This is a genomic window from Chryseobacterium lathyri (assembly GCF_030812195.1).
GTDB classification, from domain to species: Bacteria; Bacteroidota; Bacteroidia; order Flavobacteriales; family Weeksellaceae; genus Chryseobacterium; species Chryseobacterium lathyri_A.
This window is the reverse complement of record NZ_JAUSSF010000001.1, coordinates 528,900-545,508: the sequence shown is the minus strand read 5'-3', so window position 1 is coordinate 545,508 and position 16,609 is coordinate 528,900. Positions and strand designations below refer to the sequence as shown.

17 protein-coding genes are annotated in these 16,609 nt (G+C 35.8%); 5 read left to right on the top strand and 12 right to left on the bottom strand.

Translation table 11 applies throughout. The features are described from left to right. Positions 1 to 35: 35 nt before the first annotated feature. From J2T03_RS02550 to J2T03_RS02540, 3 genes are all read left to right on the top strand, one after another. On the top strand, positions 36 to 206 hold the full coding sequence (locus tag J2T03_RS02550; protein ID WP_307209237.1) for a hypothetical protein: 171 nt from the start codon (positions 36 to 38) through the stop codon (positions 204 to 206). After that, the gene (locus J2T03_RS02545; RefSeq protein ID WP_307209234.1) at positions 193 to 837 is read left to right on the top strand and encodes a hypothetical protein; all 645 of its coding nucleotides are present in this window, start codon (positions 193 to 195) and stop codon (positions 835 to 837) included. Before J2T03_RS02550 ends, J2T03_RS02545 begins: the two co-directional genes overlap by 14 nt. A 100-nt stretch (positions 838 to 937) precedes the next feature. Then, positions 938 to 3,127 (top strand): B12-binding domain-containing radical SAM protein, encoded by a 2,190-nt coding sequence (locus J2T03_RS02540; protein WP_307209233.1) that lies wholly within the window; start codon positions 938 to 940, stop codon positions 3,125 to 3,127. Positions 3,128 to 3,204: 77 nt separating this feature from the next. On the opposite strand, the gene J2T03_RS02535 is transcribed toward J2T03_RS02540, so the two are convergent. From J2T03_RS02535 to atpD, 3 genes are all read right to left on the bottom strand, one after another. Continuing rightward, complete coding sequence (locus tag J2T03_RS02535) at positions 3,205 to 4,026, bottom strand: hypothetical protein (protein WP_306842815.1); 822 nt, start codon at positions 4,024 to 4,026, stop codon at positions 3,205 to 3,207. Positions 4,027 to 4,106: 80 nt separating this feature from the next. After that, complete coding sequence (locus J2T03_RS02530; RefSeq protein ID WP_111957931.1) at positions 4,107 to 4,388, bottom strand: FoF1 ATP synthase subunit delta/epsilon; 282 nt, start codon at positions 4,386 to 4,388, stop codon at positions 4,107 to 4,109. Positions 4,389 to 4,475: 87 nt separating this feature from the next. Continuing rightward, the gene (gene atpD, locus J2T03_RS02525; protein WP_306842817.1) at positions 4,476 to 5,984 is read right to left on the bottom strand and encodes a F0F1 ATP synthase subunit beta; all 1,509 of its coding nucleotides are present in this window, start codon (positions 5,982 to 5,984) and stop codon (positions 4,476 to 4,478) included. Positions 5,985 to 6,187: 203 nt separating this feature from the next. Between atpD and J2T03_RS02520 the strand changes: the two genes are divergently transcribed. Then, positions 6,188 to 7,108 (top strand): bifunctional riboflavin kinase/FAD synthetase, encoded by a 921-nt coding sequence (locus tag J2T03_RS02520; RefSeq protein ID WP_307209231.1) that lies wholly within the window; start codon positions 6,188 to 6,190, stop codon positions 7,106 to 7,108. On the opposite strand, the gene J2T03_RS02515 is transcribed toward J2T03_RS02520, so the two are convergent. Next, positions 7,105 to 7,458 carry an MmcQ/YjbR family DNA-binding protein gene (locus J2T03_RS02515; protein ID WP_307209230.1) on the bottom strand — a complete coding sequence of 118 codons (354 nt, stop codon included), beginning with the start codon at positions 7,456 to 7,458 and terminating at the stop codon, positions 7,105 to 7,107. The genes J2T03_RS02520 and J2T03_RS02515 overlap by 4 nt on opposite strands. Before the next feature lie 99 nt (positions 7,459 to 7,557). On the opposite strand from J2T03_RS02515, the gene J2T03_RS02510 reads away from it, so the two are divergent. Continuing rightward, positions 7,558 to 8,214, top strand: a complete 657-nt coding sequence (locus J2T03_RS02510; protein WP_307209228.1) for an NAD(P)H-binding protein — start codon at positions 7,558 to 7,560, stop codon at positions 8,212 to 8,214. A 151-nt stretch (positions 8,215 to 8,365) separates the two neighbouring features. Here J2T03_RS02510 and J2T03_RS02505 read toward each other — a convergent pair whose 3' ends face one another. The 8 genes from J2T03_RS02505 to J2T03_RS02470 all read right to left on the bottom strand — a co-directional run bounded on the left by J2T03_RS02505 (position 8,366) and on the right by J2T03_RS02470 (position 16,389). Next, positions 8,366 to 9,160, bottom strand: a complete 795-nt coding sequence (locus J2T03_RS02505; RefSeq protein WP_307209226.1) for a tetratricopeptide repeat protein — start codon at positions 9,158 to 9,160, stop codon at positions 8,366 to 8,368. Between the two features lie 197 nt (positions 9,161 to 9,357). Beyond that, positions 9,358 to 9,933: a glutathione peroxidase gene (locus J2T03_RS02500; RefSeq protein WP_307209224.1), complete on the bottom strand. Its 576-nt coding sequence runs from the start codon at positions 9,931 to 9,933 to the stop codon at positions 9,358 to 9,360. Positions 9,934 to 9,982: 49 nt separating this feature from the next. After that, the gene (locus J2T03_RS02495; RefSeq protein ID WP_306842825.1) at positions 9,983 to 10,645 is read right to left on the bottom strand and encodes a histidine kinase; all 663 of its coding nucleotides are present in this window, start codon (positions 10,643 to 10,645) and stop codon (positions 9,983 to 9,985) included. Positions 10,646 to 10,739: 94 nt separating this feature from the next. Then, a complete protein-coding gene (gene kdsB / locus J2T03_RS02490; protein WP_306842827.1) occupies positions 10,740 to 11,462 on the bottom strand; it encodes a 3-deoxy-manno-octulosonate cytidylyltransferase in 723 nt (240 codons plus the stop codon). 298 nt (positions 11,463 to 11,760) lie between these two features. Further along, positions 11,761 to 13,014, bottom strand: a complete 1,254-nt coding sequence (locus J2T03_RS02485) for a pyridoxal phosphate-dependent aminotransferase (RefSeq protein WP_306842829.1) — start codon at positions 13,012 to 13,014, stop codon at positions 11,761 to 11,763. Between the two features lie 85 nt (positions 13,015 to 13,099). Further along, positions 13,100 to 14,815, bottom strand: coding sequence for a phospho-sugar mutase (locus tag J2T03_RS02480; protein WP_307211071.1), 1,716 nt, complete (start codon positions 14,813 to 14,815; stop codon positions 13,100 to 13,102). A gap of 136 nt (positions 14,816 to 14,951) precedes the next feature. Then, positions 14,952 to 15,653, bottom strand: a complete 702-nt coding sequence (locus tag J2T03_RS02475; protein WP_307209222.1) for a GIN domain-containing protein — start codon at positions 15,651 to 15,653, stop codon at positions 14,952 to 14,954. Positions 15,654 to 15,660: 7 nt separating this feature from the next. Beyond that, positions 15,661 to 16,389 carry a DUF3667 domain-containing protein gene (locus J2T03_RS02470; protein WP_307209221.1) on the bottom strand — a complete coding sequence of 243 codons (729 nt, stop codon included), beginning with the start codon at positions 16,387 to 16,389 and terminating at the stop codon, positions 15,661 to 15,663. Between the last annotated feature and the right edge of the window lie 220 nt (positions 16,390 to 16,609).

The window sequence follows — 16,609 nt, the reverse complement described above, 5'->3', positions numbered from 1 at the left end:
TAACAATTTTTATATTATATTTACTCAGCAAACTGATGGGCCAAATACACTATGCGAATTATTCTGAAGATCCTTTTTTCTCTTATTACAAGAATATTATTATGTACAGCTTTGTTGTTTTCGGAACCTATATCATGGCAATTCAGATTTCTATGTGTAATTATTTTTTGTATTCCCTGGATAAGATTCTTCATGAAGGATACTGACAGGAAAAATATTGATCTGTATCTTAGCTATAAGCTTCTGTTTCTTACCACACCTTTTTTATATGGTTTTATCGTCTGGAAATTTTTTGAATGGTATCATTTCAGTTTAATTACCCAGCTAATTTTATTCCTTTTGCCGGTAATAGTAAGTTTTTTTGTTAAAACGAAAAGTAAAGATATTCCAAACAACACTCAGAACATCTTACAGACAATGAGTTACTATTGTATTCCGTTCTTTTTAGCGGTCAATATATCTTTTGATTTTTCCAAACCATCATCGAAAGGATATTTAATTACCGATAAATCCAGTCCTATAGAAGAAAAACGGGATTCGGAAGGCTATTATAAAATCACAGACTATCAGTTTAAGGCTATTCCAAAAGAAAAAATGAATACTGTTCAGATTAAGAAATATGAAATTCCTCCCAATAAAATGAAGCCTGTAAAATATAAAAACGATTATGAATATTTACGCTCATATTACTTAAAAGAATATCCAAAACCTATTATCATACATGTAAACCGTAAAACTTATCATCAATTCGGAAAAGGAGATTTTCTCGATATTGAAACCTATCCCGGATTATTTGGTATAAAATGGACCTATTATCACTGGAAACTTAATGACTGATATCAATAAGGTATTTAAGAATAAAAAAAATCCGCTTAAACTTTCCTACCTAGATTTTTCATTTTAGATGAATTTAAAATAACTTTGCAAAAATTTCCTGTTGAAAGATCTTCTTCTCATTACTCCGCCTTTTACCCAGCTCAATACACCTTATCCGGCAACAGCTTATATAAAAGGCTTTCTGAATACCAAAAATATTTCCAGCTATCAGGCCGATCTGGGACTTGATGTTATTTTGGAGCTATTTTCGAAAAACGGACTCGAGAAAATTTTCAGCACAAAAATCAATCTTCAGGAAATATCAGAGAATTCACGGCGAATCTATGCATTACGGGAAGAATATTTAAGAACGATAGATCAGGTTATTCCTTTTCTGCAGGGGAAGACCCCTACGCTGGCCAGACAGATCTGCAGCATGAATTTCCTTCCTGAGGCTTCCCGTTTCAACCAGCTGGATGATATGGATTTTGCATTTGGAAATATGGGACTTCAGGATAAGGCCAAGCATCTTGCTACCCTATATTTAGAAGATCTTTCAGATTATATTATTGAAAATATTGATTCGGATTTCGGATTCAGCAGATATGCGGAACGTCTTGGAAAAAGCGCCAATTCTTTTGATGAGCTGTATTTAAAACTATCCAATAATCCAACCTTTATTGACAACTTTACCCTCAAAATTCTTCAGGAAAAATTAGAATTGGTCCAGCCAAAACTGGTCTGCTTTTCAATTCCGTTTCCAGGAAATCTGTATGCCGGATTCAAATGTGCACAGTTTATTAAAAAAAATTATCCTCACATTAAAACTGCGATGGGTGGTGGTTTCCCCAATACAGAATTACGGGAAGTAAAAGATCAGAGAGTCTTTGAATTTTTTGATTTTATCACTCTTGATGATGGTGAACTTCCTCTCGAACTCCTTTACAACAGCTTACCTATTTCAGAAGAAGCTGCAGAGTACAAGAGAACATTTTTAATTGAAAATCAAAAAGTTACTTATAAAAATAATTCTAAAAGACATGATTATAAGCAGGCAGATATCGGTACACCGGATTATACAGATTTAAAACTAGACCAGTATATTTCAGTGATTGAAATTGCCAATCCGATGCACAGTTTGTGGAGTGACGGAAGATGGAACAAACTGACCATGGCCCACGGCTGCTACTGGGGAAAATGTACGTTCTGTGATATTTCTCTGGACTACATCAAAATCTACGAACCTATTTCTGCTAAAATTTTAGTGGACAGAATGGAGGAACTCATCAAAACAACCGGTGAAACGGGATTTCATTTTGTTGATGAGGCTGCTCCCCCGGCATTGATGAGAGAAGTCGCTCTGGAAATTTTACGAAGAAATCTGGTTGTTACCTGGTGGACCAATATCCGGTTTGAGAAAAGTTTCACCCGTGATTTATGTTATCTGCTAAAACTTTCGGGATGCGTTGCCGTTTCCGGAGGGCTGGAAGTTGCCAGTGACCGGTTGCTACAATTGATAGATAAAGGTATTTCTGTAGAACAAGTGGCAAAGGTAACAAGAAATTTTACCGAAGCCGGAATCATGATTCACGCGTATCTTATGTATGGCTACCCGACTCAGACTGTCCAGGAAACAGTGGACTCTTTGGAAATGGTAAGGCAGATGTTTGAGATGGGAATTCTTCAAAGTGCTTTCTGGCATCAGTTTGCCATGACGGCGCATTCGCCTGTCGGAATAAATCCTGAGGAATTTGGAGTGACTCCTCTGAAGCAGGAAATTCTGTTTGCCAATAATGATATTGATTTTGAAGACAAAACTGGAATCGATCACAGCCAGTTCAGCTTTGGATTGAAAAAATCTCTTTTTAATTATATGCACGGAATCAATTTTGAGTTTCCACTTCAGGAATGGTTTGATTTTAAAATTCCAAGAACAACTGTTCATCCTGACTATATTCATGACTGTCTTCTGGATGATACTCAATTCGGCTTTAAAGGCAACTCAAAGGTTGTTTTCCTGACCAAAAACGTAATCGCTGAGAATCGCATAAAAAATAAAAAGAAATACTCCGGTGCATATACACTTCTCACGTTCCATTTAAAAACCAATATTGTAAAGATAGATCTGGAGCAGGATAAAGCGGAATGGCTAATGAATGTGCTGGAAGAAAATTCTATAGAGAATCCGAAAAAAGTTACAGCTCAGCAACTTAAGAATCAGTTTGAAGAATATTTTGAAGATTTCGAATTATTCTGGTTTTCGAAGCCGATGCAGCAATTGAAAGAAAATGGAGTAATTTTGAGTTTGTAATTTTTTTAAATAAATTAAAAAAATCCCGGAAAGTTACATCTCCGGGATTTTTATGAGTATTTAGAGTCAATACAATTTTATTTTTCAGCATTTCCCTTCACAACGTCACCAACAATTACTTTTTCCTGAACTTTAATAAAGCTCGGGTCCATAATTGCCATTCTTTCTGCAATGGCTTTATAAGTAGGGAATTTTAACAGAGAAGCTCTACCGGACATTTCCCTGTAAATGGTAAAAATTTTTCCGTTAGCTGTTTTGATCTGTTTTGTAGTGGTAATATATTTTCCAATGTATTTACTTTTAGCGTCATACACCTCAATATCTATGAAGGTTTTATCTGTAATAGTATCCTCAGAACCGAAACTTACCGGAAGATTGGTAAAGTATCCAACAGGAATTCCGTTGCTAATGATCTCTCCTACTTTATTGACTTCAATGTTCAGCTTATCAATTTTACTTCTGGTAGTATAGGCATCTTTAGTTTTGGTATCCAGCTTCCTTTTGGGAATATTTTTAAATATATCATCCAGATTTTTAATGTTGATCCCTTTATTATCAATAATCTTCAGTCCTTTTATAGAAGTATATACTGCCGATTTTTCCTCCCCAGAAAATGCTGACGGAGAGATATAGTCCAATTCTATTGTTTTATCCCGGTTGTAAACCCTGTTCAGTTTTATATAACTGTCTCTTACAGAATCCACTATACTTTTATCTATGAATTCTATAGTATACATCGGGGTATCATTCAGGTCCATGAATGTATAGATACTGGATTTGTTTGAGATCTTGGCAACATGGGTGCCATCAAGGCTTATGATACCTCTTTTGGTTTTAAAATTTTGAGCATTACATAGGATTCCCAGAATGGTAAAGAATATGATTGTACTTTTCTTCATAAAATCAGACTTTTACACAACATAAAAAAAGTGTAACCAAAGTTACACTTTCTTGAAAATATATTTAGCTTTTCATTTAATTATTCACAAAGGATGATTCCTTTATCATGATTAAATTCTACAACACCGCTTTTGATAGGGTAAGAAAAAACAGAGTCTTTCTCATTTTCTTTAGTAAAGTTCTTAGCATAAGCTTCACCAACTGAAGATGTGAAAAGCTTTACTTTACCTCCGATCAAAGAAGAAACGATTGCTGCGTGGTTTTTCATAATATGGAATTCACCACTTTTTCCCGGCAACAATACAGAGTCTACTTCTCCTTCAAAAACTACGTATTCTGGTGTTAAAATTTTTATATTCATTTTAATTTAGATTTGAAGATTTCAGACTTCAGATTTCAGACATTAAAGTCTCATGTCTATAATCTGATATCTTAATGTCTAATTTAATTACGCGTTTTCAGCTAACATTTTTTGTCCAGCCTCGATAGCTTCTTCGATGGTTCCTTTCAGGTTGAAGGCAGCTTCCGGTAAATGATCTAGTTCACCATCCATGATCATGTTGAATCCTTTGATGGTATCTTTGATGTCTACCAATGATCCCGGAATACCTGTAAACTGTTCAGCTACGTGGAAAGGCTGAGATAAGAATCTCTGAACTTTTCTTGCACGGTAAACTACCGATTTATCTTCTTCAGAAAGTTCTTCCATACCAAGAATCGCGATGATATCCTGTAGCGCTTTGTATCTCTGAAGAATTTCTTTCACTCTCTGAGCACAATCATAATGTTCTTCACCGATAATTTCCGGAGCAAGGATTCTTGACGTAGAAGCCAATGGATCTACTGCAGGATAAATACCCAATGAAGCAATTTTTCTGTCTAGTACCGTAGTTGCATCCAAGTGAGCAAACGTAGTTGCAGGAGCCGGGTCAGTTAAGTCATCCGCAGGTACGTAAACCGCCTGTACTGAAGTAATTGAACCGTTTTTAGTAGAAGTAATTCTTTCCTGCATCGCACCCATTTCAGAAGCAAGAGTCGGTTGGTAACCTACCGCTGATGGCATACGACCAAGAAGTGCAGATACCTCAGAACCAGCCTGTGTAAAACGGAAGATGTTGTCTACGAAGAAAAGTACGTCTCTACCTTGTCCGCTTTCACCACCATCTCTGTAATACTCCGCTAATGTAAGACCAGAAAGTGCTACTCTGGCTCTTGCACCTGGCGGCTCGTTCATCTGTCCGAAAACGAATGCAGCTTTAGATTCTTTCATAGCTTCTAAATCTACTTTGGAAAGATCCCAACCTCCGTTTTCCATAGAGTGCATGAAATCATCACCATATTTGATAATTCCTGATTCAAGCATCTCTCTCAAAAGGTCATTTCCTTCTCTCGTTCTTTCACCTACTCCGGCAAAAACTGAAAGACCTCCGTGTCCTTTTGCAATATTATTAATCAACTCCTGGATCAATACTGTTTTACCTACACCGGCACCACCGAACAATCCAATCTTACCTCCTTTTGCGTAAGGCTCGATAAGGTCGATTACTTTAATACCTGTAAATAAAACTTCTGCAGAAGTTGAAAGTTGATCAAATTTTGGAGCTGGTCTGTGAATTGGCAGACCACCTTCTTTAGAAATATTTTGAAGTCCGTCGATAGCATCCCCAACAACGTTGAATAGTCTTCCGTTTACAGCTTCACCGATTGGCATTGTAATAGGATTTCCATATCCGATTACTTCCTGCCCTCTTTGAAGACCGTCTGTAGCATCCATTGCAATACATCTTACTGTATCTTCACCAATATGCTGCTCTACTTCTAAGACTACTTTTTCACCGTTTCCTTTTGTAATTTCTAACGCGTCATAAATACTTGGAATTGCTTCCACATCTGTGAAGACAACGTCGATTACCGGACCAATAATTTGAGAAATTTTACCTTTAATTTGGTTTGCCATTGCTAAATTTTTTCTTGGTGCAAATATAATGATTCTTCATAAACCTACAATTGGTAAAAAAAAGATTTTTATCATACTTTTTATTAATTAATCAATGTAGTAATTTAGCAATAATAACAATGTTTCTGAGTGAAAATATTGGTAAACCAGTAAATTGGTACATTCCCACATTATCTTTATATTTGCAGTCAAATTTTTCCGTTTTGAAAGTTTTCAAGAATTTTAAAGATTATTCCTCCCAAAAACCTTTAGCATTATCTCTAGGAATGTTTGACGGAGTACATCTAGGGCACAAAAGTATTATAGATGAACTGATCAATGTGGGTACAGAGAATAATCTGGAAACAGCAATCCTTACATTTTGGCCACATCCGCGTTTTGTTTTTAACCCGAATGAAGATCTCAAGCTTCTGAATACGTTGGATGAAAAGAAACAGTTGATCGAAAAATACGGAATTAACCACTTATTCTTGAAAGAATTTGATGAAGAATTCAGAAATCTTACAGGGGAAGAATTTGTACGCCAAATTCTGATTGACAAACTAAATGTAAAATACCTTATTATAGGCTACGACCATTCATTTGGGAAAAATAAGAGTGGAAATTTTGAGCTCCTTCAAAAGCTTTCCAAAGAATTGAATTTTGTTGTTGAACAGATGGAAGCGATCAATATCCACGAAAACAATATCAGTTCCACGAAAATCCGCAATGCTCTTCTGACAGGAAATATTAAAGAAGCCAATGAAATGCTTGGTTACTCCTACTCTGTTTCCGGAACTGTTGTTCACGGGAAAAAAATTGGAAGAACAATCGGTTATCCTACGGCTAATATTGATGCTGAATCTATTAAACTTCTTCCTAAAAAAGGAGCTTATATTGTAGAAACTGAAGTAAAAGGTCATAAATATAAAGGAATGCTCAGCATTGGTACCAATCCTACTGTGAACGGAGAAAAATTAACCGTTGAAGTCTATATCCTTGATTTTGATGGTGATATTTATGATGAAAAAATCACGGTAAAATTCAGGGATTTCCTTCATGACGAGATCAAGTTTGAAGGTCTTGAAAAGCTTATCGAAAGGTTGGACGAAGATAAAAGGCTGACCCAGGAGTTTCAATTCTAGCTATTTATAATTTCTTCCTTTGCTTTTTTCGTTAATGAATTAAAAACCAATTCATAGGAATGATCTATTAATTTATAAATAAGATCTCTTTTCAGACCATCAACCATGACGGAATTCCAATGGGTTTTATTCATGTGAAATGCCCCTGTGATCTGCGGATGCTGTTCTCGGAGTTCTGCACTCCATTCAGGGTCGGTTTTTACGTTGACGCTCAATGGCTGTCTTTCAAGCCCCATTAATAAAAACATTTTTGTCCCTACTTTCATCACAAGGGTTTCGTTATCGAAAGGAAAAGTTTCTGTAACTCCTTTTTTGGCAAGGCAATAATCTAGAATTTCGTTGGCATCCATGAATTTTAACAAATGATAAGTGATTAATGATTATTGATATTAATTTCAAATGTAGTAAATTTAAGAAAGAAAATACCATCTATATAAATCACAATTATTATGAAAGCTTTGGTCATTGGCGCAACGGGCGCTACAGGAAAGGATCTGGTAAAGCAGCTGCTCAACGATAAAGAGTTTGAGGAAGTTGATATCTTTGTAAGAAAGCCTGTGGATATTCAGAATGACAAGCTGAAAGTTCATGTGGTTAATTTTGAAAAGCCGGAAGAATGGAAAGATAAAGTGAAGGGTGATATTGCATTCTCATGCCTGGGAACGACGCTGAAAGATGCCGGAAGTAAAGAAGCCCAGAGAAAGGTAGATTTTGATTATCAGTATGAATTTGCCAAAGCAGCGAAGGAAAATGATGTGGAAGACTATATACTGGTTTCTGCTTATGGAGCAAACCCCACATCTAAAATCTTCTATTCTAAAATGAAAGGTGAACTGGAAGAGGCTGTAAAGCAGCTTCATTTCAATAAGATCACTATTTTCAAACCCGGAATGCTGGAAAGAAAAGACTCTGAAAGAACCGGAGAAGTTCTGGGAAGCAGAATTATAAAATTTGCCAATAAGCTGGGGCTTTTGGAAAGTCAGAAGCCTTTACCTACAGATGTTTTAGCCAAAGCTATGATTAATTCGTCCAAAATAAAGAGCAATGGGTATTCCAGTATTAAGCTTGGAAATATTTTTTGTTTTGCAGAAAAGACAAATGATTAATTTATAAAATATATTAAATCAATTGGTTACAGTTACAGACTGTTAATCAGCTATAAAAACTTCAATTCCCATCAGCGTGACAGTTCTGCTACTGATTTATCTTTGCAAATATAATGGCCGCCAAGTCGAAGTATGTATCTTCTTTAGAAATTTACGAAAATTCTTCTTTTAGTTTCTTCGAAATATTTTCAACCAGTGGCTTGTCTTTTATTTTATCGTAAGCCTTTTTTGCTTTCTTTATTAACTGTTCATCATTCCTTGCTTTTCCAACTTTTATTTGAGAGAGTGCATAAAGAGCGAGATAATTGTCATCTTTCCTGTAACTAGAATACACTTCTTCCAGATAAGGTAAGGATTTTTCGTAATCTCCCTTTAAACAATACAACATTCCATACATATACTTTCCATCATCTTTTATCCCTCCTTTATTATTATATAAATGTTCGGCATCTTTTAGATTTTGTAGTCCTTTATCATAATCTCCTAAGACAATGGAAGTATTAGCTACTCCATAATACCCTTCAGGATTACCCGGGAAATATTTTATCATTTCTTTATATTTCTCTCTGGCTTTATCTACTTCTCCAAATCTCATAAATTGAATAGCAAGATTCTGCTTGAATATAGGAGCTTTATTCTGTGCGAGGCTGTCTGCAATATAATATAAAGCTAATGCCTCCTTATTCATATCCTGCAATCTGAAAAAATATCCAGCCATAAAATAAGCATCACAATATCCGGGATCTTCTTCTACTACCTTCATGAGAAGATTGGTGACTCCTCCATAGTATTTGGGCACCTGTAATCCCAATATAGACGTTTCAAAACGTTTTTTTGATTCAGTTTTTTGAGGTGTGCAGTAGTTTGTTTTTCCTAAAAAATAACTGTCCTGCGAAAATCCTTTGATTGAAAGGATCAGAATAAATAAGATGAGTAATTTTTTCATAGTTTTTAAATAAAAAGCGGATGAATATATCTATTCTGCAAAAGTATATTATTTTATCCTTTTTCAAATACTTTGAAACTCATCAGCTACAGATATTTAAATGCCCGACTCCGCTCAGCGTGACAGTTTCAATAATACAAATCAGTATCAAAGATGTCGTGCTGAGCGGAGCCGAGGTATTATTTTATCTTTTAATCTTACTTCAGATACTTGGTAATAGCCTCGTCAGTAGGCTTTGTAGTACTTACAAAAGTATCAATCAGCTTTCCGTTTTCATCGATCAGGAATTTTGTAAAGTTCCAAAGGATGGTGGTGTTTTTTACCCCGTTTAAATCTTTTTCCGTTAAGTATTTAAAGATAGGAGCTGTATCGTCTCCTTTTACAGAAACTTTAGCTGCTAAAGGAAAAGTTACTCCGTAATTTTTCTGGCAGAAAGCTCCGATCTCGGTATTGGTTCCAGGCTCCTGACCTCCAAAATTATTGGCGGGGAATCCTACAATAACCAGTTTGTCTTTGTATTCTTCATACACTTTCTCCAGATCTGCATACTGTGGTGTAAATCCACATTCTGATGCGGTGTTGACAATAAGGATCTTTTTTCCTTTAAAATCTGCAAAGTTGATCTCTTTACCATCAAGGCTTTCAACTTTGAAGTCATATATTGTTTTTCCCATAAGTTCTTTGGTTTTAGCTTGAGAAATTTCACTTTTCTGATTGGTACAGCTCTGTAAAAATGCTACAAAAGAAAGCAGCCATAAGAAAATCTTTTTCATTCTTATCAATTTTAGTTGGCAGTTTTGCCGTAATTATTTTTTCTTTCGATTAAAATCTAAATGTATTGGCAGGAAAAACTTTATTAGCATCTATCCTGTTTAGGATCATAACGAAGTCACCATCCTTTTTAGTACTTGAAGATTCAATCCTAAAAGGCATTGAAAGATTACCTACTTTCTTATAATCCGCATATACTAATGTTTCATCTTTCTTGATTTCTTTTAAAAGCATGTACGTTTTTACATCAAAATAATAGATGTTTTTATTTACATTTTTGGTAAGCTCCACTTTGTGGCAATAGATCTCGCCTACTTTCTCTTTTCCCAGATATTTGGCATCAAAACCTTTATTTTCCCAGTCAATAAAATCATTATCAAAGCTTTCAGATACATATTCAGGATACACCTGAAGTTTATTGGCGGCATAATTCATTGCATATCCTTTAGCCCCGTCAAAGCCTTCAATTGCCGTTTCTTTTCCACCGATGCTGATCACCGTTTTAGTAAGATTGGGACGCTGCTGGTAAATTTTTATAGGATATTCATCTTTGATTCCTAAGATCACTTTTCCCTGTAGCAGTACTGAATTCAAGAGCTTCCAATTCGTTAATCCTCCGGACAGTTCTATATTTTTCTCTATAATTTCTTTTGCGGTCTGTGCAAAAGACAACTGCGAAAGTATCAGTACGAATACTAAAAGTAATTTCTTCATTAATCTTATTTATATTTCAAATATAAGGGGAATTGGGCGAAAAAGCAAAGAAAGCAAAAAGCCGAACGGACTTATTTTCTTACTTACAGTTTTTTCAAATTAACTTCCTGGCTTTTTCCAGATCTTCGGGTGTATCAATTCCTACCCCGATGAAATTGGTTTCTACCAGCTTGATCTTCATTCCGTATTCAAGATAACGGATGCATTCAATTTTTTCTGATATTTCAAGGGGCTTCATTTCGAGTTTTGAGAACTGAAGCAAAGCATGTTTTCTGAAAGCATACACACCAATGTGTTTAAAATAACTTATATCATAGGAAACTTCCCTGTGAAAAGGAATCACGGAACGGCTGAAATAAAGGGCAAACCCGTTATTATCTGTAATAACTTTTACATTATTGGGGTTTTCAATTTCTTCTTTTTCCGTTAGCCTGATTTTTAATGAAGCCAGAGAAATTTCCTGGTTATCATCTTCTTTGAAAACTTCGATCAGCTGCTTTAAAGGCTCTAACTTAAGGAAAGGTTCATCTCCCTGAACATTGATCACAATATCACAGTCGATGTTCTGTACGGCCTCCGCAATACGGTCACTTCCGGTTTCATGCTGGCCGGTCATAACGGCTTTTCCACCATTTTTCACAATTTCATCAAAAATAATCTCTGAATCGGTAGCCACAAATACTTCATCAAATAATCCTGTTTCTACAACATTCTGATAGGTTGTCATGATTACTGTTTTTTCACCTAACATCTGCATCAGCTTCGCCGGAAAGCGGCTTGCTTCGTAACGGGCAGGAATGACAGCTATGATTTTCATTTATTATTATTAAAGTTATAAGTTAATTAATTATGAATCAGATAATTCGCTAAAAAGATAATTCCGTAGATCCAGGAGATATACAGAAAGGAATAAAACAATCCGAAAATAAGACTTTTCAGTAAATTCCCTTTACATTTTCCTGAATTTTTAAATACCAGACGCAAGGCTTTGAAAAAAATCCAATACAGCAGATTCTATTTATTTTAACGTAACAATGTATCAATCTAACAGTTTACCAATAGTGTAAGTACCGGAATTGTTACATTGATACATTGTTGTACTGCTACATTAAAAACTATTTAAGATTATTCAAAGCATTTTCAAGCTTCGGAAGCATTACTTTGATCTCGTCAACCGCTAAACCACCTACAGAAGCACGGAACCAAGGCTCGGATTTTGCTTCTCCGAATGCTGAGAACGGAACTAAAGCAACTCCGGCATCATTAATTAAGTAGAATACCAGGTCAGAAGAGTTCTCAATAACAGATCCGTCCGGCTTTGTTTTTCCGATATAATCCAATCTGATCGTAAGGTACAACGCTCCCATCGGTTCGATGCTTTCTACTGCCAGTCCTTTTCCTTTTAAATCCTGGATTCCACCATGAAGAACTTTTAAGCTTTCTTCCAGTTTCCCTTTGAAATCTTCTACGAAAACATTTACATTATCAGGGTTTTCAAAGAATTTTGCGGTAGCTTCCTGTTCAGGCTTCGGTGCCCAGGCTCCAACATGCGTTAACAGGGCTTTCATCTTATCTAAAATATGAGAAGGACCAAATCCCCACCCTACACGTACTCCGGTTGCAGCAAGGCATTTGGAAATACCGTCGATATAAATGGTATATTCTTTTAGTTCAGGGAAAAGAGAAACCGGATCTACGTGCTGCGCACCGAATGTAAGATTAGAATAGATCTGATCATACATCAGGTACAATGGTTTTTCATTCTCTCCTCTTTTTTTATTTTCTTCAAGAACCAGTTCACAGATCGCTGAAAGCTGCTCTTTTGTAAACATTGTTCCTGTAGGATTCAGTGGTGAACACAGCGCTAAAAGAACTGCACCATCTAAGTGTGGTCTCAGATCGTCTGCTGTAGGAAGGAAATTGTTTTCAGGAGTGGTTTTCACTTCTACAGCCTCTGCAGAAGTAAGGTAAGCGTAATGGTTGTTGTTCCATGATGGTGTAGGATATACTACTTTATCACCTTCATCTACAATTGTTTTATAAACTGCATAGATCAATGGTCTTGATCCGGCAGTAATTAAAATATCGTTTGGTGAATAATCCAGGTTCCATCTGTTTTTCAAGTCTTTGGAAACTTCTTTTCTTAAAGATAAAAGTCCGTTGGCCGGCGGATAATTTGTGAGATTATTCTGATATGCCTTCTGAATCTCCTCCTTCAGCAGTGCCGGGATGGGATAAAGATTAGAATTCAGATCACCAATAGTAAGATTGGCAATTTCCGCTCCTTTTGCTTTTAAATCATTTACTTCATTACCAATTTTTACAATTTCTGAACCAATCAGGTTCGCCGCTAATTTTGAAACTTTCACTTTATTTTTATTTTTATTACTAATATTATCTTCTAAAAATTAATCTTCTTCTTATTTGGGCTACGCTATCTTTTTCGCGCTCAGATTAGTCTAGCTTCAGATCTTTTCTTACTTCTTCGATTTTTTCTTCTAATGACTTTAATTTGTCTCTAAAATCAGCTTCAGAAGTAACTGTATCTTTTACAGAAATATAGAATTTAATTTTCGGTTCTGTTCCTGAAGGTCTTACACAAACCTTAGTTCCATCCTGGGTATAATAAATCAGTACATTCGATTTTGGAATGTCATTCATTACTTTGGTTTCGTTCTTTGAAACAGAGAAGCTGGTCTGTTCTTTAAAATCCTTCACTTCTTCTACTAATGATCCTGCCAGTTCTTTCGGTGGGTTTTCGCGGAAATTTTTCATCATATTCTGAATCTCTTCAGCTCCTTCTTTTCCTTTTCTTACAATGTTCACCAACCCTTCATAATACATTCCCAGATCCTCATAGATCTCAATCATATACTGATACATTGTTCTTCCATTGGCTTTACACCACGCAGCGATTTCACAGGCAACAAGGATACTTCCGCATGAATCTTTATCGCGGACAAAATCTCCGGTCATAAAGCCGAAGCTTTCTTCACCACCGCAGATGAATTTCTCTCTTCCTTCTGCTTCACGGATCATTTTTCCGATCCATTTGAATCCTGTAAGTCCAACTTTACAGTCAACTCCGAATTTCTGTGCAATATCAAAGAAAATATCTGAAGTTACGATCGTAGAACCTATGAATTCTTTCCCAGTAATCCTTTCCTGCTTTCTCCATTCATTTAAAATATAATAAGTAAGGATGGTATTGGTCTGGTTACCATTCAAAAGCTGCATTTCGCCATCAAGGTTTCTTACGGCAATTCCCAGTCTGTCACCATCCGGATCTGTCCCGATAACGATATCTGCATTGGTAATTCTTGCCAGGTCCATAGCCATTTCCAGTGCTGCAGGTTCTTCCGGGTTCGGAGATGCTACCGTGGTAAAATTCCCGCTCGGGATCATCTGTTCTTTTACCAGATCTACTTTTTTAAATCCTGCTTTTTCCAAAGCCTTTGGAATGGTGGTATATGTTGTTCCGTGAATGGAAGTGAAAACAATATTTAAATTTTCTTTCCCAACATTCTGATAGGTTGAATTTTCAATACAAGCATCGATATAAACGTCATCCTGTTCTTCTCCGATCCATTCGATCAGGTCATCATTTCCGTTGAATTTAATTTCTTCGAATTTTACAGAATACACTTCATTGATGATCGCTTCATCATGAGGCGGAACAATCTGTGCGCCATCGTTCCAGTATACTTTATATCCGTTGTATTCAGGCGGGTTATGGGATGCTGTTAATACAATTCCTCCATTACATTTTTTATCTCTTACAGTGAAGGATAATTCTGGGGTCGGTCTGTGTTCTTTGAAAAGAAGCACTTTAATTCCGTTTGCAGTTAAAACATCAGCAACCAGTTTCCCGAATTCTTTTGAATTATGGCGAACGTCGTAAGCAATAGCTACTTTAATTTCCTCTCCTTTAAACTGCTCAAGCATATAATTGGCCAATCCCTGTGTAGCTTGTCCTAAAGTATATTTATTTAAGCGGTTGGTTCCCACTCCCATGATACCTCTCATTCCTCCTGTTCCAAATTCAAGTTCTCTGTAGAAAGAATCTTCCAGATCCGGAGAATTACTGTCAATCAATACCTGTACGGCATCTTTTGTTTCCTTATCGAATGTATCACTTAACCAAAGTTTCGCTTTTTCTAATGTTGTCATATTTGTATTTAGGTTTGGAAGCAGGAAATCTGAAGATGGAAGGAATTCTACGCCCAAATTCATATTTTCTGCTTTTATTTACTGTTCTGTTTTTTGTTTGGAAGCATATGGATAAGCAATGCCTCTATCTTCCTTTTTATTCTAATTTCTTATTCTCTACACGGGTCGTCTTATCAATTTTAAATGCACGAATCGGGTTATTATAGTAGATAAATTTTGCCGTATTCTGAACATGTCCTTTTAAAGAATCTTTTACATTAACTTCTGCATAATTTCCATTTTTAGAATCGATATTCAGGTTTTCTATTTTCCAGTATGGCGCGATCAGACTTGCTGTGTCTGAGATCTTTATCACCGCATTTTTGGTGAGTCCTAAAAAGTTGGCGCGGCTTCTGTTCTGCATTTCCACTTCTGCTCTTCTCGTGTTCACTGAACCCATAAAAGTAGCATAATTTTTTAAATTAAGCCTAAAATTATCAGTCTTAATTTCACTTGAAATATTCATTTCTACAGAATCTGCCACTGAAACTTTTTCAAGATTATATTTTGAATAGATGGTCACATTATAGAAATCTACACCTTTTGTTCCTCTTTTTTCTTTAATAACAAGAGTCTTATCTTTAACATCTACATCCAGATTACTGGCTACATTTGGGTAAGTCTCGATTTCCACAAAATTCTTAGCTCCTCTTGCATAAAATACACGGAATTTTCCTTCCAGATCCAAATTCACAAATTCTGAAACCTCCACGTTTTTTCTTTCAATATTTCCTTTCGGAGAAACTTTTCCACAGGAAACTGCCACTACCAGCAGGGATGCGTACCATATTTTTTTCATGTTCAATTTAAAGTATTCTATATAAAATCGCGATTATTCCAAGGCTCTCTATTCCCATCAAAACATACAGTAATGATACCCTCCAAAGCAGACCAGGTTTTGAGTATGATTTTTTAAATGCATTCCAATACGTAACTGCCGGGAAAAGAATGAAAAGAACAAATGAAGCCTTCTCCAAAATACCGAAAATCTTCGCTGCAGGTTTCCACAGACCTATAAGACTTATCATATCATTAAACAAAAATATGATTAAAATTCCTAACAGGCTTACTGTTCCGATGATAAAATGCTCGGCAATATTCAATTTCATTCTTTTGAAAATGAAATAGGCATTGGTCCCTAGTATCGGGATGATCACAAAAAGGATTGTTTTGGAGTACCGGGAGAAAAATTCAAAGATTTTTGAACTTTCTTTCCGAATTTCGTCCGGATTCAAATCCAAATAAAAATGCATTGTTAACACATTGAATCCAAACAAAATAAGCAGCAAAGAAAATAAATTATAGTATTTAATTCTTTTACCTGAAATATAATCCATTGCCATTCTGCCGGGCCCAAATAAAATATGCTTCAGGGTCCGGAAAAATCTTTCTTCTATATGCCAGATTGATCCTAAAACATCAGTTTTAATCAATGAACGAGGAGTTATTCTTGCTGTATCTGCCTTCTGCCCGCAATGGGAACAAAACTCACCGGAGATTTTATGACCGCAGTTCAGACAGATTTTTGGGTTCATTTATAATATTTGTATATTTTTATTTTCTCCTGTAAAACCAGGTTTTGGGATTTTTCCCCGCTGCCAACAGCAGATAATCTTTGCTTAAATAAGAAATATTCATCACAACAGGATCCCAGAAAGCTGGATGATCTGCAGGAAGACAATAAAAAAGAGAAAAACTGATTAAAATAAGGTTTGCCGGCTTGTTGTGCGTTATCAATCTTATAAATTACATACA

Coding starts and splice junctions, on each gene's coding strand:
- J2T03_RS02550 (WP_307209237.1), top strand. CDS start 36: ATGGGCCAAATACACTATGCGAATTATTCTGAAGATCCTTTTTTCTCT.
- J2T03_RS02545 (WP_307209234.1), top strand. CDS start 193: ATGAAGGATACTGACAGGAAAAATATTGATCTGTATCTTAGCTATAAG.
- J2T03_RS02535 (WP_306842815.1), bottom strand. CDS start 4,026: ATGAAGAAAAGTACAATCATATTCTTTACCATTCTGGGAATCCTATGT.
- J2T03_RS02530 (WP_111957931.1), bottom strand. CDS start 4,388: ATGAATATAAAAATTTTAACACCAGAATACGTAGTTTTTGAAGGAGAA.
- atpD (WP_306842817.1), bottom strand. CDS start 5,984: ATGGCAAACCAAATTAAAGGTAAAATTTCTCAAATTATTGGTCCGGTA.
- J2T03_RS02515 (WP_307209230.1), bottom strand. CDS start 7,458: ATGGATGCCAACGAAATTCTAGATTATTGCCTTGCCAAAAAAGGAGTT.
- J2T03_RS02510 (WP_307209228.1), top strand. CDS start 7,558: ATGAAAGCTTTGGTCATTGGCGCAACGGGCGCTACAGGAAAGGATCTG.
- J2T03_RS02505 (WP_307209226.1), bottom strand. CDS start 9,160: ATGAAAAAATTACTCATCTTATTTATTCTGATCCTTTCAATCAAAGGA.
- J2T03_RS02500 (WP_307209224.1), bottom strand. CDS start 9,933: ATGAAAAAGATTTTCTTATGGCTGCTTTCTTTTGTAGCATTTTTACAG.
- J2T03_RS02495 (WP_306842825.1), bottom strand. CDS start 10,645: ATGAAGAAATTACTTTTAGTATTCGTACTGATACTTTCGCAGTTGTCT.
- kdsB (WP_306842827.1), bottom strand. CDS start 11,462: ATGAAAATCATAGCTGTCATTCCTGCCCGTTACGAAGCAAGCCGCTTT.
- J2T03_RS02480 (WP_307211071.1), bottom strand. CDS start 14,815: ATGACAACATTAGAAAAAGCGAAACTTTGGTTAAGTGATACATTCGAT.
- J2T03_RS02475 (WP_307209222.1), bottom strand. CDS start 15,653: ATGAAAAAAATATGGTACGCATCCCTGCTGGTAGTGGCAGTTTCCTGT.
- J2T03_RS02470 (WP_307209221.1), bottom strand. CDS start 16,389: ATGAACCCAAAAATCTGTCTGAACTGCGGTCATAAAATCTCCGGTGAG.